The sequence below is a fragment of the Hungatella hathewayi WAL-18680 genome, assembly GCF_000235505.1.
In the GTDB taxonomy this organism is placed as follows: Bacteria; Bacillota; Clostridia; order Lachnospirales; family Lachnospiraceae; genus Hungatella_A; species Hungatella_A hathewayi_A.
On the sequence record NZ_JH379030.1, the window covers coordinates 78,609 to 100,466 of the forward strand.

Below are 21,858 nucleotides of genomic sequence, written 5' to 3' on the forward strand. Positions count from 1 at the left end.
AATAATCTCATCATCATAGTGTTTCTTCATCTATAATCTCCTATCATCTTGAATACCCCGCTCCCGTATCTTTAGATGAAGATATTGACAAAATCATTGGTGTTGAAGCCAGTACCTGTTCTGTCAGCGGGTCACATTGTTGATATGGAATTGCCGCAAACACATATTGCTTTATCTCTGATAAATCACACTCTGGCATAGAATCTGAATTCTGCTGTTGGACTTTCCCTCCTATATCAGAGGCTGCTGTTTCATACCGTTCCGAAGACATCTTTATGCTGCTCCCGAATACCTTTAATGAATTTATTGTACCAGTCTGCTCCATCTCTATTTCCGTCCCTGACGAAATCATACAGGTCATTCTTGCCTGTAATGTAATGTCACCTTTGGCTGTAAGCATAATTTCTCTGCTACTTGACAGCTGTATTCCAGCGGTTTGCTGCAATCTGATTTCCTGACTTCCTTTTTCTGATTGTGCTCTCCACACGATTCCTGCAGGCTCCATTATCATTGCTTTGCCATAACAGGTTACCAGACATTTTGTAGATTCATCCAACCATTCCGATGAAGGAAGAAAACAATTTCGCACATATGCCTGCTTTATATTTGATGTCGGAAAATAGAGTTCCACTTTTGTTCCTTTTTCCGGCATAGCATACATAATGTTCCCAGTGATAGGAAGATAACGATACTTGTAATTCTGACTCATTTCTGATATGTCCTCAATTCTACCAAAATCTAATTTCACATATTCATCCATCACCTCAACAATTTTTCCACAAACAGATACTCCCCTCAACTTTTCCTCGGCCTTAAAAATACTCCTTTCCGGATTTCCCACATGATAGGTATACTCAATACCGCCCTTGCTTAATTTCATATTTTTTCTAATACTGTCAGAGTTTTATTCGCGATTATTACCTGTTCTCCCAGCATATAATTATCCCATGTGTGTATTACAAAACCTTTTTCTAAATAAGATTCTTTGAGTTTTAAAAACGATGGAACGGGATGTACCTTCCCCTTTATACATCCCACCGAAAACTCTGGTCTATCACTGCCAGCATTCACAATAACTACCGTATTTAACTGTGCCGCCAATCGTCGGATTAGTTCCCAATCTGTCTCCCGATATTGGATTATGGGTTGCCTCACCACTTCGCTGCTTCCATCTATCATAAGAATATTTCCACGATGGTTTTCTACTATTTTTTTATAAAAGTTTTATAAGGAAAACCTATCCTTTGATAAATACATGTATTCTCTTTCTCATCCATTCTTTTTGTCGTTGACAACGCACATATTGAAACATAATACTTATCATTGCATGACTCCCACCTAGCAGAGATAATATTACCGCATAATCTAATTAGTGTATTTTCTTCTGTTATCATATCAATCCGCAAGCCTCTATTACACAAAGAATGCATCTCAAGCCAGGATATACTCTCTTCAGAGACTTGCAGCTTTATGCTGATATTTGCGTGTTCATTCACTCTTTCCAAGGACTCCAATTCCATTATTTTCAAATACGGGATATCACAAAATACCTTGATTCCACCTGCATCTGTTACTGCCATTATGTCCTCCTGGTCTAATTTGTATAAATTTGATAGTTTCTTGACTTTACTTGGCAATTTTCATCAAACCACTCTCTAAACGCCCAGGACTCCTTTTCTGGGTACATTTTTTCATAGGCAATCTGCAAATATATTTTCATCTCTTCCATACTTCTTAAATCAATATTAGTAATAACATCTCTTTGTTTGTAATACGAAAAAGCATCAATTCCTGCTTCCAACGCCTCCTCCTGTTTCGGCGGCTCCATATTCGCATAAGCAAATGCCAGGAATGTATGAGCCACTGCCTGCTCATAATACAAGGAACCGTCATCTCTTTCACTGTAAATCTCAATTGCTTTCTTTATTCGGCTCTCCCCTTCATCCGCTCTATTTAGAAAAGTCAGACATGCTCCAGACATATGGCTCGCCTCAGCATAAATATACCAGGCCTGTTCCTCCTCAATCGTCTCTGATTTTTCCAAAAGGCTATCATAATAAGATAGTGCAGCCGTATAATCACTCTGAATAAACAACATTTGACCGATTGCCAATTCAATCGTGGTTGATATCTCCCAGCTTTGCTGTTCCGTTAAAGTGGAAAAATATTCTTCTGCTTTTTTTAAATACGTAAGTTTATCAGTTACATCTTCCTGCAAATAAGCAATGTAATTATAGCTCATACAAAGACTATTAGAATCTTCATACTGGTTTTCTTCATAAAGACGAATCACCTCATAAAATGATTCCAACGCCTCTTCTTGTGTCTTACTCCCTCCCCATAACAGCTTATAACCTTTTTCGTAATAGGTATCCGGTATTTTTTGAACGTCTTCCATCTCGTATATCAAAATTGCCTTATCGAAATCTTCTGCTGCCTGAGTCAAATTCTTTTCTTTGTTTCCCAATTTTCTATATATTTCTGCCGTTTCCAGTGATACATTTCCATTTTCCTTAATGGAGCTTTCCAGTGCTTTTCGTAAATTAAAAAGTTCCTGGTCATCTGCACCCATCTTTTGAAATTTTTCTGCTAATTCCAAATAACCATTTGTATCCGTTCTGGCACTCTGGTAAATCAGACTTCCAATTCCTATAATAATTAAACTTACGATTAATAAAAGCCACTTTTTCATAACGATTTTTCCCCCTCCAATTGAACCCGCTCCAACCAGAATTGACATATTCCCCTTCGCAAAAGACTCTCTGCCACGTCCAATCGAATTACCACCACCTCCGTTCCTACATTTCCCACCTTAAAAATCCCCAAATTTCTTATTTCTGATTCTCTAAGCACCAGTTTTTCAATAATGCTCCGGTTACGATTTGCCTCACTTTTCTCTGAATAGCAGTCTATCGTCCGAAATACAGGTGCATAATAATTCCTGTAATCTCCAGTCATATTATTCAGAATGCAGACCGATTTAAAAGTCAATAATGGTTCATACATACCAAATACATCTCGTACCTGTTCCCCAACTAAAAACATCTGACTATCCAAAACATCCACAAAGTCCAGTGTCTTCTCTGGTTTAGCAAAAGCCACATTGATATCCGCCACCTCCTGCGCTTCCTCCTCCGAAAGCTGGGTCCTTCTTTGAATGATGTCATTTAAATTGGTTATTACCGGTGGATGAGTATAACGCTTATCCTGACTTATACGAAAATACTCCATACTCACGCCTCCCCCTCTCGAACCTCAACCCCCGGTCCTGTTTCTGCTTTCACAGCCTCTCCTTTGCTGTCCTTTCCTTGTGGTTCCTCTTCCACGCTTCCATCTTCCTCACTGATTTCCTGCGCCGCTATCTTCTCTTTCTCTTCCGCCTGCTGCTCAATCTCCGCATTCACCACATCCAAAATCCCATCAATCTCCGTCACCTTTTCCTCTTGATTAAGATTCTTATAAACATTTTTTGCACTCAGGTACTGCTTCTTCGCCTCCAGCATATCTCCGGCGGCCTCTGCCTCCTCCGCCAGGCTCAGATATGTATCGGCCTCCATCTCTTTTTCCGCCAGTTCCTCTGTCTTTGCATTTCCTGACTGTATCTTAACCTGGAGCGTTACTGTGTGATTCTCGTCACCCAGCTCCTGGTATTTTTCCATTGCCATGGTGTAAAAAGCATTGGCGCCCATATAATCGCCTTCCTCAAACGCCTTGTCGCCCTTTAATGCCAGTTCCGCGGCCCCTATCTCGTCTGCGGCTCTGGCTTTGGCTGCTTTCTCCTCTTCTTCCTCCGCCTTATCCCTGGCTGTGTACATCGCTTCCAGGGCCTCCATGGCGTTTGTTCTTCCCTCCGGGTAATACGCCGCCGTTGCCATCCGCTTGGCTTCCAGGTATTTTTCTTCCGCCCTGACATAATCTCCCTGGGCCGTCAAACTGTCTCCCAGCTGAATATAGTCAAACACGGACAAATAATTTGTGACGCCTGATAAACGTTTCTCAATGTAGGAATCCGCCACATGGTCCGCGTACCGGGAGCGCTCCCTGGCTGTCACGTAGCCGGCCTGGGCGTCCTCGTATTTTCCACTTCCATAGGCATCGTCGGCTTCATTCACAGCCTCTATCAGTTTCAAATAGGCCGTAAGTTCTGCTGTTTTCTTCTTGTCGCGAAGTTTTTTCGCTCCTTTCAGCGCCTCCTTGCACTCCTCCCCGGCCCGCACGAAATTCTGGTCATGGATGTAATCCACGGTGTCAGCATAATATTGATTCATGCTGTCTACCGCATTTCTATGTACCCGCTTAACAATCCATGTCACCAGGCACACGCACAGAATCACAAGGATGGCTATCACGGCCACGGTCACTCTCTTTTTTATCTTCCTCGCCCGGTTCGGGTCCAAATAGACTTTATCTACGAAAAGAACGGCCAGCGTATAGTTTTCCAGCTGTTCCGGCTGTCTTGCCAGCAGCAGTTCCTCCACGTTGTCCAGACTCTCCTGGGGCTCATCCTTCGCCTCGGAAAAGACGTCGTCCAGTTCCCCTTCGTCCACATTTTCCCAGATTCCCCGGGTATACAGCGTGATAATGTCTCCGTTTACCAGCTTGATCCGCTCCGATATGTCCGGGCTGAACCCCTGCTCCTGGCCCAGATATCCGTAAAGATTGTTGCGCTCCTCATGTTTCGAAACCACATCCTCCGATATCTTCTCCCGGCCTAACAGTTCCTGGCTTAAGGACATATCCCGGCTCTGCTCCATCATGTTTCCGTCCCGATACATGCGCAGTCTTGTGTTTCCGGCAAAGCCATAACGAATCGACGCGTAGTCGGACACCAGCACGGTGATGGATGCTTTCAGCCGCTCCTTGCTTCCGGAATGAAGCAGCGCCTCATTGGCCGCGTGCAGGTAGGAGCTGACCGCTTTTTTCTTGATGGACGGATGCTCCTGGAATTTTAAGATAATCGTCTCGATCGCCAGTTTTGCACTTTCCGCCTCCCCCAAATCGTTGAGACCGTCTGCCAGCACGTAACAGGCAAATTCATCCAGCTCCACATATGCAAAGTAATCATGATTGTTCAGTTCACTGCCTGCTTCCGACAAAAAGGCGGTCTTAAACACGCTGTTTTGTTTCCTCATGATATGCGCTCCTCCTTCATGGTCATTCAATCCACACGCAGCAATACTACTGATGCGTTGTCCTTATCTTTCTCTTCACTCTGATTAATCAGCTCTATCATATGGAGCGCTTTTTTCTCGCAGCTTTCCTCCACCGCCAGACAGTCTTCCAGCGATTTCCAGCTGGTTCCCTCATAAAGTCCGTCGCTCATCAATACCACATATTCCCCGCCATAAAGCGAGACCGGCGTGTCAAAGAATTCCACATCGTGAAAATCATCCTGCCCTACATAGTTGTAAAGGCGGTGGTTATGTAACATTGTGACAGCTTCTTTTCTCGTCAGTTTTCCTTCCATGTACTTCTGCTTTGCAAGGACCTGGATGGTGTGGCCGGATGTCACCGGAATTAAGTCTCCGTTTCGATAGACCGCTATCTTCACATTTCCAACGGAGGCAAAATATAATTTTCTGTTTTTTCAAAAGCACGGCGGCCACAGACGCGGAGCCGCGGCCATCATCCAGCTGGTTTAAGATCTCCTGGTTCGCCCTGTGAAATGCTTTCCGGAAATAGTACTGCGGATTGTAGAATGCGTTGGCATCCTGAAACAAATCCTGAAAAGACTCCACCGCGATACGGCTGGCTATTTTCCCTCCGTACTGCTTTCCCATTCCGTCGGCCAGCACGGCCATGGTGCCATCCTCGGATTCCACAACACCGTATTCGTCCTCCTGCACCTGCCGGCTTCCTATGGTCTTGCAGGCCCCGGAACCGCAGCCGCCTCCATTGCCTCTTACATAGGCTGGTTCTCTTCCCATTGTGCTCCTGATCAGCGTCAGAATAAAACCTGACACGCAGAGGACCACGATTGCCATCATAGGAACACTCATGACTTTCCTCCGTCGTCCTCCCACATGAAGCTTTCGCCACAGAATGGTACAAATACGAATTTACTGTCCCCCATTTCTATGACGTCATAGGATTTCAACACGATGGGGGTGTAGACCGCGTTGTCATTTAAGTAGACGATGCCGCTGGAATCTCCCGGCAGGATGACGGTCTCTTTCTTTTTGGGGTCAAACACGATAACGCTGTGATTGCGTCTGGATATCTTGTTATCTCCCAGTATCTGGATATCCATGTCATCTGCCCGCCCGATGAAGTTTTTGCCGGACTTTATCTTATAATCCTTACCCTGTCTGGCGCCTGAGATGCACACAATCCATCCACATACAGGGGCCAGGTCCTGGGCAAAGAGCATCTCTTCGATCTCTTCCTCCGTGCTCCCCGTCTCCTGTTTTTCCTTTGTCGCCGTCTCGATATGACAGTAAGGACAGACTGTCCCATATCTTCTGGCTGAAAACATATGCCCGTTCTGGCAGCGAATTAAATTTCCCATCATTCATGCTCCTTTGTTCTTCATTTTCGTCTTATCGGATTAACAGCCTGTTCATGCCAATACAGATGACATCGCCCTGCTCCAGTTTACACGGCGTGTCCGGGGACAGTCGGTATAATCTGCCGTCTTCCGCCTTCTGAATCCCCAGTCCGTTCACGCTCCCCAAATCCTCCACATACCAGTTCCCATTCGAATAGTTCAGCACCGCATGCTCCATATCTACCATACTCGCATAGGGGCCGCCGCTCAAATCCACATCCACCCGGTTTTCTTTGACATCCCGGCCGATTACCATGGATACTTTTCCGTACAAATCCCACACCATCAGTTCCGTATCTTCCTCACTCAAAAAGGCCAGCTCCGTGATATGGTCAGTCTTCACCGGCAGCCTGGAAGCGCCGGGGGATAACGCCAGCTTTCTCCTATCTTTGTCCAGATAAGCTCCCACGGAAAAGCCCAGCACATAGACAACGGACACCCCCACAAGTACATTTCGAATAACTCCGCTTTCCACATACCGCCATGCGATCCATGCAATCGCTCCCCAGACACATACAATCATCAAATCAATGGCTTTCCTCGCGTTCACGTCTAAGCCCCCCTATTTTCTGATACCCATATATCGCTCAAACAAATCCGATACATCCAGCGGATTTGCTTTCATTTTCTCATTTTTTTGATACCCGTTTTTCTGATACCCGTTATTTCCGGATGGCTTTTTGGCTGCCTTTTTTCCCTCCGGGCGCACATCCGCTTCCTTCAGTCTGGCATCATAGTCAGCCCGTTTTTTTTCGTCACTCAGGATGCCATAGGCTTCCGTAATTTCATGAAAATGTTCCGCAGCCCGCCGGTCTCCCTGGTTGCTGTCGGGATGATACCGTTTGGACAGTGTGCGGTATGCTTTTTTTATTTCCTTCTGGTCCGCTCGTATTGTTACTCCCAGTATATCATATAAGTTCCTCATTAGGTACCTGCCTGTGTATTATATTTGCTTCATAGGAATAAGGGCGTGCCCATTTTCCGTATCCGAACACGCCCTTACGCAGCTTTATGCGGCCGGGTATCCGCCTTCTATTGTAATCAGCCCCAGCTTATCCTTTTTCTGTTTGATAACCAGCGTAAATGTTCCGGTACCTTCCGCATCTCCAAAATCCTCTTTGTAGTCAACTACAAATGCATTGGGGAAGTAATACTTTCTCTCCATCACGCCTGCCGCCACATGCTCCACCGTTACTTTCCGGTAACAGTCAGACTTTTCCGCCGGAATGGAAGACCATATGGCCATCTTTCTTGTGCTGTCAAACGGGTCGCCGTCCACAGCTGTCAATATTCTACCGGTAATGGTCAGCGTACTTCCCACATCCTTTGTCCTGGCGTTGGCATCCAGGGGAATATCGGTTGTAAATGTCACTTTTCTGACACATTCCTTTGCCACCTCAAAACTCTCGGTACCTTCAATTGTTACTTTATATGACATGACTGATTCCTCCTTTCCTTATTCTCCGCCAAAACCGCCCTCAATGCTTACAGCAGCGTTCTCATCTTTTTTCTGTTTCACATGGATGTAAAAGGTTCCTACGCCTGCCTCATCATCCACCTCTTCCGTATACTCCATCACAAACGCGTTGGGGAGCTTGAACTGGCGCACAATCTGGCTTGCGGATACCACGGTGATTTCCACGCCACGGTAGCACTCGGCTTTCTCAGACGGCACTTGTGACCACTGTGCCAGGCCTAACGTCGGGTCACTGCCCTCGCCTCCAAGTTTGTACAGCATTTTTCCCCAGATTTTCACGGAGAGGCTGTAATCAGTTGCTCTTGCATTGGAATCCAATGCTGACTTGGAATCAAAATCCACTTTGATGATACTTCTCTCGTCAAAGGCAATCTCCTCCGACCCGCCGGTAACTTTCAATCTGAATCCCATAAGTCTTCCTCCTTACTTTTTTGATTTTATCTGAACAGAGCTATGCTCTGCTGGCAGCATTCAAGCGGTTGATTTCCACTTCCAGATTCTTTACATTGCCGTTAAAGGTGATGTTCAACGTACAGAATCCAAGTTCTTCGTCAATGATGTATTCAATGTCATCGCCATTTCCTAAAATAGCGTTTAAACATTCTCTCTTGGCCAGCCACTGGCTCTTCTGGCTATTCGGATTGTTGGAGAAGAAGGAGACAATGGCGTCCTCCTTGAAGTCCCCCGTACCATGCCGCATCACGCGTTCAATATATGTGGTGACCTGTGTCTTATAAATCGGTTCAAAGGTATAGCCGTCTGACATCAGGTTTCTGGCTTTGTAAACCATGATATTCGTGATATCCGTTCCATTGAGGGCAGCATTTTCGGAAGAGAATACAAACCCAAAATTCTTGCGATTGATATCGGCCTTGATGGAATTGGTAAATCCCGTGATTTCTTTCGCCATACTGGTGTAAGTCACCAGCGCGTGGTTATCCGCCTCAATATCGTAGCGCACTCCGGGGAGTTCCGGGTCTATCTTGAACCGGCTGCCAAATTTATCCCGCAGGTATTCCGGGCACTGACACGCGGCGGCGATTCCGGCTGCCACATAGGCCGCTCCCACATAGACACCGTCTATCCAGATTTTCATAATGTCTTCTTTTTCCCCGGATAACTCCACCACGTCATCGCGAATCACCATGCGGCGGTCCAGCACGACGCCGGATTTATCCTTTGGTATAATGGTGAAGTTGGGAAGACACGGAATCGCATACTCGCTGAACGGTTTTCCCATAAGGGGAGCGCAGCGGTCCTCATATTTCTCGATTCCTTCCGTGGCCAGCGCATTGAAGGTAGTACTGTCGCCTGTCTCATAGCTGAAGAAACACTGTACCGCGTAATCCTTAAACACGTCCATCAAACGCCCCAGGGATTCCACACTGTTTACATCGGTCTTGACTGACACGGTATTTCCCTTAAACCGCTCTCTTGTCAGCTTCATCTTTGAGAACTGGTCCAGGGAGACGGAAGGCACAATGGCATACCAGACCGTGTTGCTGAAATCATTTTTGGCATTGACCGTGCTTAAGTAAGTGATTAATCTGGAAATGTTGCTGGACTTAGCCATCAGCTCGTTTTCCACATTGGTAATCAGCAGAGACGGCTTCATTCCCTTCACTTTTCTTGGATACTGCTCGAAGAAACACCAGATGCCAAGTAATTTTTCCATCAACGGTTTTACTGTTTTGATAAACTCATCTTTGGACTCTTTATAAAATTCCAGATACTCATTGTAATTGGCCACCTCCCGCTCTTTGTCAATCTGGCTTTCCATGGTGGAAGCCAGCGGGCAGAACGTCCTGGCCACAAGGGATGTCACATAGTCGTTGCTCTCCTCATTGAGCGCCTCATAGTCCTCTTTTAACGCGGCAATCAGGCCGGCGTTTACATTGTCATCCACTGTGGCCAATGCCGTGGTTTCCGCTTTCGGAGCTTCCAGGATTCGCAGTTCCCCGGTCTCCCCCATGCTCAGGACTCCAAGAGCCAGCGGGGTGTTGTCTTTCTTTTCCGAGCCGTCTCCCAGAAGAAGCCGAGTCTTGGTGTCCTCGATGGCCAGAGGGAGCATCGCCATCACGTTGTTATAGTTGGCGCTGGCCTCCTCGAACATCACGTTTAACTTGTCCGCCAAGTCCTTTTTGTGTGGGTCGCCGTCATCTAACTTGGCGTACTCCCCGTATGTATACTGAAGCTCTTTCCGGTTCTGGCGGATGTCATCCATGACCTTTTTCGGTGAAATCATATCCGTGATTTTCTCAAACTTGAAATCCACATTGATTCTTCCCTCGGAACGTTTCGTGTCAACCATGGACATGAGCATGTTCATAAACTCATTCTGACGGTTCAGTGGAATCTCCGTAATCATTTCCTCGGGGACGCCCTCCGGCTTGTCCAGGCGATAGGAGACTCTCTGATTATTGGCGTTAAAATAGCAGTAGACCGCCGGGCTGAATTTTTCCAGAACCTCGTCAAAACTCCGCACCATCAGATGCTCGTTTATCTCCTTAATTTTGTCGTCGGACAGACTCTCCATCCCTCTTACATCCCCAACCAGGGTCAATAAATCCATTTTTTCCGGATTTAATGTCTCCATTAACATGGTCCTGTTGGTTTGTTTAATTACGTTTGCCATCTTGTTCCTCCTTATTGTTCCCGGTGCTCTTAACGTTCACTGGGTTTTAAATTTTTGTAATGAATCTCCATCTCCGTTGTCTCGTCCTCAAAACAAATCGTCAGCTTCTCGTCAAAGAACACCGGGTACCCCATTCCCTTTTTTAAAATCTCTGTCCCCCGCAGAACGGTGCACCGTTCCGACTGGTCCATAATGATGATGGACTGGTCCGGCCCCGGATAAAACGTGATATCATCGGCTCCTATTTTTCCAAATTTCAAGCCACAGGAGTTCAGTATCCAATCCAGCGTCATTCGCCCGCCTTTCCGGCCAAACAGGCGGAAGGTCTGCGGCGGAATATCCCGGCCGCTCTCCGTGCGGATGACATACATGTTAAACTTGCCGGTGTAATCACAGTTCTTTGTCTCCAGCTTTTTGCCGGATTCTCTGGCCGCCGGTGACTGCGCCATATAGATAACGGTAGTTCGGCTTTTTTTCACCCAGAGAAAGAGAATCAGGAGTAATCCGGCGGCGAGAACGCCAAGTCCAATCCATAAGGGACGATAGTCCGGTCTCGGTTCCGGCTCCGGGTCTGGCGGGATGACAAGCGCAGCTTCCACCGGCTGCTCCATAAAATACTGCTCCGCAAATCCGCCCGTATCCACCAGCACAGAAAGATAATCCATGCCGTCTATCTCCAGAGACTGCTCCAGTTTTCCATCCTGAATGGTCCCTGTATACTCGATTCCATTGATGGTATAGGTGACTTTCTGTCCCGCATAATAGTCACAGTCCCAGATACTGGTTTCCTGGCTGCCCGCCTCCGCCGCCCATATCGTGATATCGGCATAGTGCTTGTATTCAGGAGGAATCTCCTTTTTCATCTCCTCCTCACTGCGGGGCTGTTCCTCTCCCCGATACGCAATCTGGGTAACCAGCTCCGCCTGAAACTCTGTCATAAGATACGCTTGAACAATGGAGGATTCGGGAGCTTCAAACCGGACATCCACCTCCGTTTCATAGGGGCTGTCTATCTGTACAACACTGAAGTTTTGGCCGGAATAAAGACTTCCGTCCTTCGCCGTATAGTCAGCGGTTACATTGCTGATTCCATGGGATGCGGTCAACAAAATTTTGGACTTTGACGCGCCTGTGCCGGGAAGCTTTATCTGAAAGTTTCCACTTCCTCCTCCGGTGGTGCCTGCCAAGCGTTTCGGCACCTGAAAGCGGTGGAACATCAACTGTTCAAAAATCTGCGATATGGAACCGGACTGCCCCTCCCAGTAGATGGCGCCGTCCGTCATTTCCGCCGCATCAAAAATATGCATCTTCGGCTGGAGTTCCTCGCCGATTGCCACAATATATACTTTGACTCCCCGCTCTTTGGCACGCTGCGCGGCGTCTACAAACATGGCTCTGGACTTCTCGGTGTCCTCGTTCTTTTTCATAACGATTTCGCCGTCGGACAGCATTACAATGTAACGGTCTGTCTCCTCCGCATCCGAAAACAAATCCATCGCCTGACTCAGCCCCTCGCCGGCATTCGTATAGCCGGTGTACCGGACCCGTTCCAGCTGCGCCTCCAGCTCTTCTTTTCCGCCTCCAACCTTTGACACCGCCTGGATTTCCGTACTGTAAGCGACAAATCCTGTCTGATAGTCAGATGGCAGGCCGTACACCATCTGCCGGATAGCATCGATAGCCAGCCGGTTTTTATCCTGAGCATTCATGGAATTACTGGCGTCCAGCAGGAACACGACCTCGCTTCCTCTGTTCTCTTCTACTTCGGCACAAGAGACAAACGTATGTATGTGAAACAGGAATATAAAAATTATCAGATAAATCGAAATAGATTTTATGATTTTGATAGGAATCCCCCCTCTTTTGGCCCATATTGATAAAATATCATTAATTTCGACAGGAAACAACCACTCATACACGAACGATGTCGTTTTATGCACCAATTAAAAAGGGGGGTCTGTTTTGGTTCTGGAATTATAGTAATCTTTTCAAAAAACATTCTTTCATTTCGTTCAAATACGATGCACTGATAGGGAAACATTTCCCATTCTGCATCTCAACTTCCATGCCTGATATTCTTTTTACGTAATTCATATTGACAATCATCGTGCGATGACATCGACAGAATTGCAATGGCAGCGTTCGGACCAATTTGGAAAGAGCGATTAGCTGCTTATGATACCCGTCTGCCATGTGAATTTCTACGTAATGATTAAAACTCTGGAAGTACATAATATCTCTGTATGGAATCTTCTGCATAGAAGTCGCCGTGATAATAGTATAGACTCCGGCAGCATCCTGCTCCATAATACGCTCCATACATGCCTCGAGCCTTTCCGGCGACACAGGTTTGATAAGATAATCCAGGGCATCCACCTGATATCCCTCAAAAACATATTCCTCATATAATGTCGTAATCACCACAGGAGTGGAATATCCCATCTTCTTCACGCATCTGGCCGTCTCTATCCCATCCAAATTGCCAGCCAATTTGACTGCCATAAAAATTACACGATAATCATTCAATTCACTCTCTAAAAATTCCTCGCCGCTAGAAAAGATATGAATTCTTAGTAAACTGGGGCTATTTCTTTTTTGTACCCAGGAATACAATAAACTTGATAAATAATCCGCAAACAGCTTTTCACTCTCAACAATTGCAACAAACATCATATGCAAACTCTCCCCTAAACCATAATTGGTCTTAGCTGACCTCTTTTTTATTAATTTATCATATTTTTTGTTGAATTGTAAAAATTGGAAATAATTGTCGTTTTTTTGGAGAAATTTGTAACAAAAAACAAAACGCCTGTCCATTTAAGGGCAAGACGTTTCGAATTATTATATATAGTTACTCTATTTTTGATATAACACTTCCCCACCTCGGAATGTCATAACTACATTTCGTATATCCTCCAGATGTTCGTCCGGGTTTCCGTCAATCAAAACCATATCTGCGCATTTCCCCGGTTCCAGCGTTCCGGTAATATCGTCAATGCGGAGCATCCTGGCTGCCGTCCTGGTGGCCGACTGGATGGCCTGCATATTGGTAAGACCATACTCGTGATAAATCATCAGTTCCATGTGCAGGCTTTCTCCCATCTTCGTCAAACCATTATTCTTCAAAGTACCGATAGAATCGGTGGAGGCACAGATGGGAATATCATAGTTCAGACATAGTTCAATCGCCCGTCTCTTCCTCTCCAAGTCCTGGGGACTGGCTTTCTTTCTCATGTATTCGTATTCCGGCTCCGTACTGTGAATGATATTGTACCTGGTCACAATAGTCGGGCAGTAATAACTGCCTTTTTCCTTCATGAGCCGGGCGGTCTCCTCATTCAACTGAATGTGTTCGATAGAGCGCACACCTGCGCGGATGGCTCTTTTGGCACCTTCAATTCCGGTGCAGTGAGCGCCTGTCAACAGGCCGACCCGGTCTGCTTCCTCACAGATGACACGCATCTGTTCTTCACTAAGCTGCGGAGCGTTGGGGATAGAACCCTTGGTGCCCATTCCTCCGGTTGCAAACATTTTCAAAATATCCGCCCCTGCGTAAATTGCTTTTCTGGCGGCCTTTCTCGCTTGTTCCGGTGTGTCACACTCATAATTCATCTGCCAGCCATGGCCTCCGGTGATGCTGATGCCCCGGCCGCTGGCAATCAGCCGCGGACCCTTCAGCAACCCTTTATTCATCAAATTTCTCACCTTGATGTCACAGTCATCTGCCGTCCCCATATTGCGGAGCGTGGTGATTCCATACTTCAAGCATTCTTCCAGCTGAACCGTAATGCACATCCCCTGTTCCACTTCAGTGGCTGCGCTTCCCAGCGCCCCTTTTCCCAGGTGGACGTGGCAGTCAATCAACCCAGGAAGCAAGGTCTTTCTTCCCCCGTCAAGCTCCCAATCACCTTTCAGGGGATGTTCTGAAATTTCTATGATTCCGGTCTCATCAAACAGGATTGCCCCTCGTTCCAGAACCGAGCCGGTTCCATCGATAATCCGTACATTATGTATTACCTTTTTCATAGTTCCCCTTTCCTATGCACGCTTCTCATACAACACCTGTCCGTCGCGGCAGGTCATCTCCACCAGTTTTAGATTCCTGATATCATCCAGAGGATTTTCCGACAGAATGACAAAATCAGCCCGTTTTCCCACCTCCAGCGTGCCGGTTATTCCATCCAGCATGCAAAGTCTTGCCGCATCACGGGTGGCCGTCAGGATAGCTTCCATCTCACTCAAACCACACTCCGTGTAAAGGGCTATCTCATCCAGCACATCTCCGATATGGACAAACGGAGCATTCGTATCGGTGGAGGCGCAGATCGGAATTCCCCTTTCATGGCACAGGCGGACGGCATTCATCTTCCGCTCCATGTCCCCCGGCTTCGCTTTTGCTTTCAGCCAGGCAAATTCCGGATTGGTATTGTGAAGGATGGAGTACCTGGCAATTAAGGTCGGACAATAGAAAATCTCATCTCCCTGCTCCTGCCTTTGCACCATCAGCTCCACCGTCTCCTCATCCAGCTGTGCATGCTCGATAGAGCGCACTCCCGCCAGGATGGCATTTCTGGCCCCAGGCAGGCTGGTGCAATGGGCTCCGGTAATTTTTCCGCATATTTTTGCCTCATCCACTGCCGGCTTAAGCTCTTCCACCGAGTACTGCACACTTCCCGGTTTCGACGCCTTCGTAGCCATTCCACCGGTAACCACGAATTTGATGACATCCATGTTCTTCTTAATCTTCCGTCTGGTCTCCGATAGCACCTCATCCGCACTGTCAAATCCTTCAGCCAAATTGCCATGGCCACCCGTAATGGAGATGGCCCCACCACTGGCCAGTATCCGGATTGCCGGATAATGCTCCTGTTCCAGCACGTCCCTGACCGTCAAATCCCCGTCCAGCTCCGTGGACATATTTCGCACACAGGTCACGCCGTATTTGGGAAATTCCAAACACTGCCGCATGAGCCTCACTCCAAACTCCGTCTCATTGTCCGGGTCTGCGCCCTTTCCATTCTCCGGTACCTCCATGCCCAGATGAACATGACAGTCAAACAGCCCCGGAATCATAGTCTTATGACTACCGTCAATATAAGTATCTCCCGACAGCTTCCCTGCCCCAATTTCTACAATTGTATCTCCTTCATATTTTAAAGAACCATGCTCCATCACGTCACCATTTCCGGTGATAATCCGGATGTTTTCAATTACTGTACTCATCATTTTCTCTCCTAATAACTTCAAGCATCCACCTTCCGGGCATTTTTCTTTCTTCGGTGTTCCTGGATAAAAGGCATAACCAGCAGAATCAACGCCACAATCAACAGGATACAGGAAATCGGTCTGGTAAAGAAGGACGCGTAACCGTTTTTCGCATAGCTGACACCTTTTCTTAAGTTATTCTCCAAAACGCTGGCCAGCACATAAGTCAGCATAAACGGTCCTGACGGAATATCCATAACCGCCATCAGCACACCAAACGCCGTGGCTGCCACCACCACAATCACTGCAAACAGATTACTACTGCTGGTATAAGCCCCGGTAATGCAGATGACAAAAATTGCCGGGTATAAGTAATGGCGCGGAATTTTTAACAGCATAGGGAACAGCGGCATTCCAATTATCTGGAACAATACTACAATCACCGCAGTTACAACACAGGCTCCAAAAATCAGGTACACAATCTCCGGTGCATTTCTAAAAATCAATGGACCAGTCTCTACTCCCTGAATGGTCAAAGCCCCCAGCAAAAGTGCGGTAACCATATCCCCCGGAATCCCCAGAGCGATAAACGGAATCAACGCGCCTCCTAGAGATGCATTGTTTGCAACCTCAGGAGCAATCACACCGTCCGGGCATCCGTTCCCGAATTCCTCCGGATGTTTGGAGGAATTCTTGGCCATGGCATAGGCCATCTGGTTTGACAGGGAGCCTCCAAGCCCCGGCAGAAATCCAATCCAAAGTCCTACGATAAAAGAGCGAATCATATTCACCACATTGGACAGCAGTTCCTTCCCCGGAAATGTAAACCGTCCGACTTTCACATCGGCTCCCTTTAACTCTGAGCCCTTCGCGTACTCATCAATCAGTACTCGTCCAGCAAACAGGCCAAGCATCACGCCTGTCAGCGGAAGACCGCCGGATAAATAATAGTTATGAAATGCAAATCTCTGGGTTCCACACAGGGGGGAGGTTCCGATGGACGTAATCAATATCGCAAGACCAGCCCCTAAAAGCCCCTTTGCCATATTTCCCTTTGACAGGGAGATAACCATGATGATAGCACAGGCTCCCAGAGAGAAGAACTCCCAGGGGCCCAGCTGAACCGCCCATTTTGCAATGACGGAGCTTAAAAACATGGCAATCAGAACAGAAGGAACGGTTCCGATAAAATTACACATGGTAGCCAGTGACAAAGCCTTCACCGTCTGCCCCTTTTTTGTATATGCATACCCGTCGTACACCGTGGCTATGGAGGAAGGTGTCCCGGGAATTCCCAGCAGGATGGCGCCGATATAGCTTCCCGACATACTTCCCACATAGATGGCCATCAGAAATGGAATGGCTATCTCTGCCTTCATAGTGAATGTCATCGGCAGCATGACTGTGATAGCAAGACCGCCGGACAGTCCTGGAATTGCCCCCAATATTACTCCCAAAATTCCTCCAACCGCACACAGGACAAGTACAAGTGGATTGGCCAAATTGCCAAGCGCAACGCTCAATGCTTCCATTTTTCTCCTCCTACTTAAACAAGATTCCCATCGGCAGCAGCATCACCAGAACTTTTGCAAATATCCAATACAGAGCTCCGGTAAGTATCGCGGCAAACAGAAGTTTCTTCCACAAAGCAACTTTTTTGTCCTCCTCCGTAAACAGAAAGCTGGTAATCACAAGGAGCACTGGTGTAGCGATCACGTAGCCCACCAGCCAAAGCAGACCGGCATACAGAACAAACATTCCAAACATGATTCCAACCTTTTTCCACTGCTCCTTTGTGTAAGCCGTCTTCGGCTGCTCCACATATTTTTTGAGCAAAATCGCCAGGCTGCTTAGTATGGTCACCGAACCGCCGATAATTGGGAAAATCTTGGGTCCGGGGTCTTTCGCCAGGTTTGTCTCCGGCAGCATCAGCGCACCGGCCACATATACAATTCCCAGTATCAGACAGCAGAACGCTATCACTTTATCTTTATTTAAACTCTTCATCTGCGCAACCCCTTCTCTCCCTTCAGCTGCTTATGACTGACTTGCTTCCATCAACTTATAGCCCTCTTTCAAAAGCTCATCGGATTCTTTTACAAGATTTTCTGACTCCTCGATGGAATAGTGGGTGTATTTGATTGATAATTTTCCTAACTGCTCTTCCACGTCAGCATCTGTCTCCATTCCTGCAAACGCGCTGTTGATGGCTTCCTTTAACTGGGCATCCATTCCCTTTGGCACAAACCAGGAGGTTCTTGTGAGAATCTTCACGTCCGGATAGCCAAGCTCCGCCGATGTAGGCCACTCACTGTTGAAGGTGCTTCTCTCCGGTGTCGTTGTCATCAGACCAATTAAATCACCTGCTTCCACATAACCGGCTCCGGTTGGTGTCGATACAAACGCCACATCTATGTAGCCGCCTAAAATTCCGGTAATTTTATCAGCGGAAGAACCTGCCTCCACCATCTGGAACTCCAGACCGGCCTGCTCACCTAAAATCGCCTGAAGCATGTGGGCCTGACCACCATTCTGAATTCCGGCTACCAGTTCACCCGGATGAGCTTTCGCATACTCTGCAAACTCCTCCCAGTTGGAATATTCTTTTCCTGACTTGGCAACTAAAATATATGCCTCCGTATTCTCTCCGCCGTCTCCCACTACCTCGAAGTTATCCCACGGTTCCTGATTATAGATGCCACCGCGGGCCTGGATAAATAAATTCTGGGTAAACAGAAGTGTGGAACCGTCCGGTTTTGCATTTCTCACGGTCTCATAGGCTACGGTTCCGTTTCCTGTCACATCATTGGTGACAACGAAAGGACATCCGGTTTTATTCTGTAAATAGGTGGTCATAATACGGGCATTTAAGTCCAGGGTGCTTCCCGCTGCTGCGGGCACCACTACCGTAACGGTCCCGATTGGCCACACGGCCGCCTCACCGCTTTCCGCATTTTCCCCCGCTTCCTGTTTTGCTGTCTCTGCTGTGGCGGCTGTCTCCGTCTTCGCCGGCTCCGTCTGTGTTGTCTGTGTTCCACTTGAACATGCAGTTAACCCCATCACCATTACTGCACTCAATGCAAATGCTATCATTTTTTTCATGTTCTCTTCTCCTTTTATGAATTCATTTTTGTGTTTTGCCCCTACCTTACCATACATGGTTTCTTCGGATTGAACTTCCATCCAGGTATCAGATACTGCATGCCGGCCGCGTCATCTCTTCCTCCAAGACAATTGGCCAGATATACCTGATTCGCTTTTTTCACCTGTTCCATATCCACTTCAATGCCAAGTCCCGGTTTCTTCGGAACCTCCACACAACCGTCCACAATTTGAAGCGGCTCTTTGGTCAGACGTTCCAGACCTTCCTGCCAAATCCAGTGGGTGTCCAGAGCGTTGTACTCTCCCGGTACCGCTGCGCCGACCTGGGTAAACATTGCAAGTGATATATCAAAATGGTTGTTCGAATGAGACCCCCATGTATAGCCAAAATCATGACACATCTGCGCAATTCTCACAGAACCGCTCATGGTCCAGAAATGCGGGTCTGCCAGTATGATGTCCACTGCCTGGGATTCCAGGGAATGTCCTACCTCACGCCAGTCCGTGGCAATCATATTCGTCGCGGTGGGGAAACCGGTACGCCGGCGGAATTCACTGACAATTTCTCTTCCGGAATAGACGCCTTCCGCCCCACATGGGTCTTCACAGTACGTCAAAATCCCCTGCATCCCCTTTACATACTCAACTGCTTCCTCCAAAAGCCACCCCCCATTGGGGTCCAAATCAATTCTTGCGTCCGGGAATTCCTTTTTCAAGGCCCGTATCACATTCATCTCTTCCCATCCGTCAAGAACTCCACCCTTTAACTTGAAATCCTGAAATCCGTATTTTTCTTTTGCAGCCCTGGCAAAAGCCACGATTTTTTCTGCTGTCATGGCTTCCTCATGGCGTATTCTGTACCACTCACAATCCGCATCCGGCTCGGCGTCATAAGGCAGGTCTGTCTTTCGGCGGTCGCCCACAAAGAATAAGTAACCAAGCATCCGCACCTTATCCCTCTGCTGTCCGTCTCCCAAAAGCTCGCAGACAGGAACGCCTAAATATTTTCCAAGAAGGTCCAGACAGGGAGCCTCGATGGCGGTCAGCACATGGACCCCCGTACGAAGGTCAAAGGTCTGATTTCCCCGGACATCCTCCTCGTTTTTGCTGTCTAAATATTTTTTTACTTTCAGCAGCATGCTTTTGTATTCTGCCAGCCGGCTGCCTTCCACAAAAGGGATACATTCTATCAGTGTATTCTTGATTTTTTCCCCTCCTGGGACCTCTCCCACTCCCATCTCTCCGTTATCCGCATACAAGATTACAATATTTCTGGTGAAAAAAGGGGCGTGTGCTCCACTCAAGTTCAATTCCATACAGTCTTTTCCGGCAACCGGATAGACTTCCATTTTTGTGATAATCGGCGTCATTTATTCTCCTCTTTCCCAATTTATTCCCGCACCAGGCATGGTTTCTTTGAATCATATTTCCAGCCTGGAATCAGATACTGCATACTGGCCGCATCGTCACGGTCGTGGCTTTGCATCTGGTTGTAGAGCTGGTTAGCTTCTATGACCCGGTCCATATTAAGCGTCACTCCAAGTCCGGGGCCCTGCGGCACCTCCAGATAACCATCTCTAATCTTTGGCGTGTCCAGAAGCAGGTTCTGGCCATCCTGCCAAATCCAGTGGGTATCCAGCGCTGTGGGCTGTCCGGGTACCGCCGCCGCCACCTGGGCAAATGTGGCCAATGTGATATCAAAATGATTGTTGGAGTGGGAGCCCCAGGTCAGTCCCCAGTCCTGTAAGACCTGGCCCATCCTGACGCTACCCTCCATGCCCCAGAAATGTGGGTCCGCCAGCACAATGTCCACGGACTTTAAAGCCGCCGCATGGTAGAACTGTCTCCAGTTGGTGGCTATCATGTTGGTAGCCGTCGGCAGGTGAACCGCATTCTTGAATTCCGCCATAATCTCCCGGCTGGAAAATCCCTCCTCCGGGCCACAGGGGTCTTCGATATAAGAGAGAATTCCCTCCATGGGTCTGCAAAGCTCGATAGCCTCCAACAGACTCCAGGCCCCATTGGGGTCAATGTTGATTCTGCCTTCCGGAAATTGTTTTTTTAGGGCCCGGACCGCCTCCATCTCCTGGTCTCCACGGAGCACGCCGCCTTTTAATTTAAAATTTCGAAATCCATATTTTTCCTGCAGGACACAGGCCTGTTGGACAATCTGCTCCGGAGTCATCATCTCCTGACGCCGCAGCCTGAACCACTCATCGCTGCTGAAGCTCTCATCCAGATAAGGCAAATCGGCTTTTTCCTTATCGCTGACGTAGAAGAGGTAACCCAGGGTCTCAATCTTATCCCGCTGTTTTCCGTTTCCCAGCAGTTCACACATGGGTAAATCCAGATACTGCCCCATCAAATCCAGCAGGGCGCATTCAATGGCCCATTCTGCTTTCACAACAAATTTCAGTTTGCTGATATCCAGACTCTGGATTCCCTCACCGTCATCTTCCCTGGCTCGCTTGGAAGCTTTCCGTATCCTGTCAAGGATAGCCCGGTATGTACCAATGGGCTGCCCCACCACCAGGGGAATACAGCTTCTCAGCGCCAGGCAGGTATAATCGCCGCCATGTATTTCCCCAATTCCGGTGTGACCGGCGCTGTCCGTTATGATGACTAAATTCCGTGTAAAGAACGGGGCGTGAGCGCCGCTTAGTGTCATCAACATACTATCGTAACCAGCTACCGGTATCACCTGCATTTCCGTTACAATGGGAGTTCCTCTTTCCATAATCTTCCTCCGGCTTTTTTATTACAAATAATTTTACTTCAATTTTTTTATCTGCTATAATAGTTTTAATCTATGGTTTTACTATACACGTTGAGGGTTAATTAATCCAATATGTAAAATCGATTGTGACAATCACATTTACTTATCGTAGGGGT

Annotated in this window: 23 protein-coding genes; all 23 read right to left on the reverse strand. The window is 47.5% G+C overall.

Annotation, left to right across the window (positions count from 1 at the left end):
• Positions 1 to 43: 43 nt before the first annotated feature.
• Complete coding sequence (locus tag HMPREF9473_RS24190) at positions 44 to 880, reverse strand: hypothetical protein (protein WP_006782861.1); 837 nt, start codon at positions 878 to 880, stop codon at positions 44 to 46.
• Positions 877 to 1,179 (reverse strand): hypothetical protein, encoded by a 303-nt coding sequence (locus tag HMPREF9473_RS24195; RefSeq protein WP_006782862.1) that lies wholly within the window; start codon positions 1,177 to 1,179, stop codon positions 877 to 879. The genes HMPREF9473_RS24190 and HMPREF9473_RS24195 overlap by 4 nt, the downstream gene beginning before the upstream one ends.
• A 26-nt stretch (positions 1,180 to 1,205) precedes the next feature.
• Complete coding sequence (locus tag HMPREF9473_RS24200; protein ID WP_006782863.1) at positions 1,206 to 1,580, reverse strand: hypothetical protein; 375 nt, start codon at positions 1,578 to 1,580, stop codon at positions 1,206 to 1,208.
• Positions 1,581 to 1,594: 14 nt separating this feature from the next.
• Positions 1,595 to 2,740, reverse strand: a complete 1,146-nt coding sequence (locus HMPREF9473_RS24205; RefSeq protein WP_187388730.1) for a hypothetical protein — start codon at positions 2,738 to 2,740, stop codon at positions 1,595 to 1,597.
• Entirely contained in the window at positions 2,689 to 3,237 is a 549-nt protein-coding gene (locus HMPREF9473_RS24210; protein ID WP_138669738.1) for a hypothetical protein, read from the reverse strand. The genes HMPREF9473_RS24205 and HMPREF9473_RS24210 overlap by 52 nt, the downstream gene beginning before the upstream one ends.
• Positions 3,234 to 5,132 (reverse strand): PP2C family protein-serine/threonine phosphatase, encoded by a 1,899-nt coding sequence (locus tag HMPREF9473_RS24215; protein WP_006782866.1) that lies wholly within the window; start codon positions 5,130 to 5,132, stop codon positions 3,234 to 3,236. Before HMPREF9473_RS24215 ends, HMPREF9473_RS24210 begins: the two co-directional genes overlap by 4 nt.
• 26 nt (positions 5,133 to 5,158) lie before the next feature.
• Positions 5,159 to 5,431: a hypothetical protein gene (locus tag HMPREF9473_RS27150; RefSeq protein WP_006782867.1), complete on the reverse strand. Its 273-nt coding sequence runs from the start codon at positions 5,429 to 5,431 to the stop codon at positions 5,159 to 5,161.
• The gene (locus HMPREF9473_RS24220) at positions 5,421 to 5,999 is read right to left on the reverse strand and encodes a PP2C family protein-serine/threonine phosphatase (protein ID WP_006782868.1); all 579 of its coding nucleotides are present in this window, start codon (positions 5,997 to 5,999) and stop codon (positions 5,421 to 5,423) included. The genes HMPREF9473_RS27150 and HMPREF9473_RS24220 overlap by 11 nt, the downstream gene beginning before the upstream one ends.
• Positions 5,996 to 6,511, reverse strand: a complete 516-nt coding sequence (locus HMPREF9473_RS24225; protein ID WP_006782869.1) for an FHA domain-containing protein — start codon at positions 6,509 to 6,511, stop codon at positions 5,996 to 5,998. The genes HMPREF9473_RS24220 and HMPREF9473_RS24225 overlap by 4 nt, the downstream gene beginning before the upstream one ends.
• A 28-nt stretch (positions 6,512 to 6,539) precedes the next feature.
• Positions 6,540 to 7,097 carry an FHA domain-containing protein gene (locus tag HMPREF9473_RS24230; protein WP_006782870.1) on the reverse strand — a complete coding sequence of 186 codons (558 nt, stop codon included), beginning with the start codon at positions 7,095 to 7,097 and terminating at the stop codon, positions 6,540 to 6,542.
• 12 nt (positions 7,098 to 7,109) lie between these two features.
• Positions 7,110 to 7,472: a DnaJ domain-containing protein gene (locus HMPREF9473_RS24235; RefSeq protein WP_006782871.1), complete on the reverse strand. Its 363-nt coding sequence runs from the start codon at positions 7,470 to 7,472 to the stop codon at positions 7,110 to 7,112.
• A gap of 84 nt (positions 7,473 to 7,556) precedes the next feature.
• Positions 7,557 to 7,985, reverse strand: coding sequence for a hypothetical protein (locus HMPREF9473_RS24240; RefSeq protein WP_006782872.1), 429 nt, complete (start codon positions 7,983 to 7,985; stop codon positions 7,557 to 7,559).
• A gap of 18 nt (positions 7,986 to 8,003) precedes the next feature.
• Positions 8,004 to 8,435 carry a hypothetical protein gene (locus HMPREF9473_RS24245; protein ID WP_006782873.1) on the reverse strand — a complete coding sequence of 144 codons (432 nt, stop codon included), beginning with the start codon at positions 8,433 to 8,435 and terminating at the stop codon, positions 8,004 to 8,006.
• A gap of 40 nt (positions 8,436 to 8,475) precedes the next feature.
• On the reverse strand, positions 8,476 to 10,659 hold the full coding sequence (locus HMPREF9473_RS24250) for a hypothetical protein (protein ID WP_006782874.1): 2,184 nt from the start codon (positions 10,657 to 10,659) through the stop codon (positions 8,476 to 8,478).
• Between the two features lie 29 nt (positions 10,660 to 10,688).
• The gene (locus HMPREF9473_RS24255) at positions 10,689 to 12,599 is read right to left on the reverse strand and encodes a vWA domain-containing protein (RefSeq protein ID WP_347509673.1); all 1,911 of its coding nucleotides are present in this window, start codon (positions 12,597 to 12,599) and stop codon (positions 10,689 to 10,691) included.
• Between the two features lie 34 nt (positions 12,600 to 12,633).
• Positions 12,634 to 13,332: a LytR/AlgR family response regulator transcription factor gene (locus HMPREF9473_RS24260; protein ID WP_006782876.1), complete on the reverse strand. Its 699-nt coding sequence runs from the start codon at positions 13,330 to 13,332 to the stop codon at positions 12,634 to 12,636.
• A 183-nt stretch (positions 13,333 to 13,515) separates the two neighbouring features.
• Positions 13,516 to 14,685: a metal-dependent hydrolase family protein gene (locus HMPREF9473_RS24265; protein WP_006782877.1), complete on the reverse strand. Its 1,170-nt coding sequence runs from the start codon at positions 14,683 to 14,685 to the stop codon at positions 13,516 to 13,518.
• A gap of 12 nt (positions 14,686 to 14,697) precedes the next feature.
• Positions 14,698 to 15,882, reverse strand: a complete 1,185-nt coding sequence (locus HMPREF9473_RS24270) for a metal-dependent hydrolase family protein (protein ID WP_034860120.1) — start codon at positions 15,880 to 15,882, stop codon at positions 14,698 to 14,700.
• A 20-nt stretch (positions 15,883 to 15,902) separates the two neighbouring features.
• Positions 15,903 to 17,396, reverse strand: coding sequence for a tripartite tricarboxylate transporter permease (locus HMPREF9473_RS24275; protein WP_006782879.1), 1,494 nt, complete (start codon positions 17,394 to 17,396; stop codon positions 15,903 to 15,905).
• 10 nt (positions 17,397 to 17,406) lie between these two features.
• Positions 17,407 to 17,871 (reverse strand): tripartite tricarboxylate transporter TctB family protein, encoded by a 465-nt coding sequence (locus HMPREF9473_RS26590; protein ID WP_006782880.1) that lies wholly within the window; start codon positions 17,869 to 17,871, stop codon positions 17,407 to 17,409.
• A 30-nt stretch (positions 17,872 to 17,901) separates the two neighbouring features.
• Positions 17,902 to 18,966, reverse strand: coding sequence for a Bug family tripartite tricarboxylate transporter substrate binding protein (locus HMPREF9473_RS24290; protein ID WP_006782881.1), 1,065 nt, complete (start codon positions 18,964 to 18,966; stop codon positions 17,902 to 17,904).
• Between the two features lie 41 nt (positions 18,967 to 19,007).
• Positions 19,008 to 20,336 (reverse strand): enolase C-terminal domain-like protein, encoded by a 1,329-nt coding sequence (locus HMPREF9473_RS24295; RefSeq protein WP_006782882.1) that lies wholly within the window; start codon positions 20,334 to 20,336, stop codon positions 19,008 to 19,010.
• Between the two features lie 20 nt (positions 20,337 to 20,356).
• A complete protein-coding gene (locus tag HMPREF9473_RS24300) occupies positions 20,357 to 21,706 on the reverse strand; it encodes an enolase C-terminal domain-like protein (RefSeq protein ID WP_034860121.1) in 1,350 nt (449 codons plus the stop codon).
• Positions 21,707 to 21,858 lie beyond the last annotated feature (152 nt).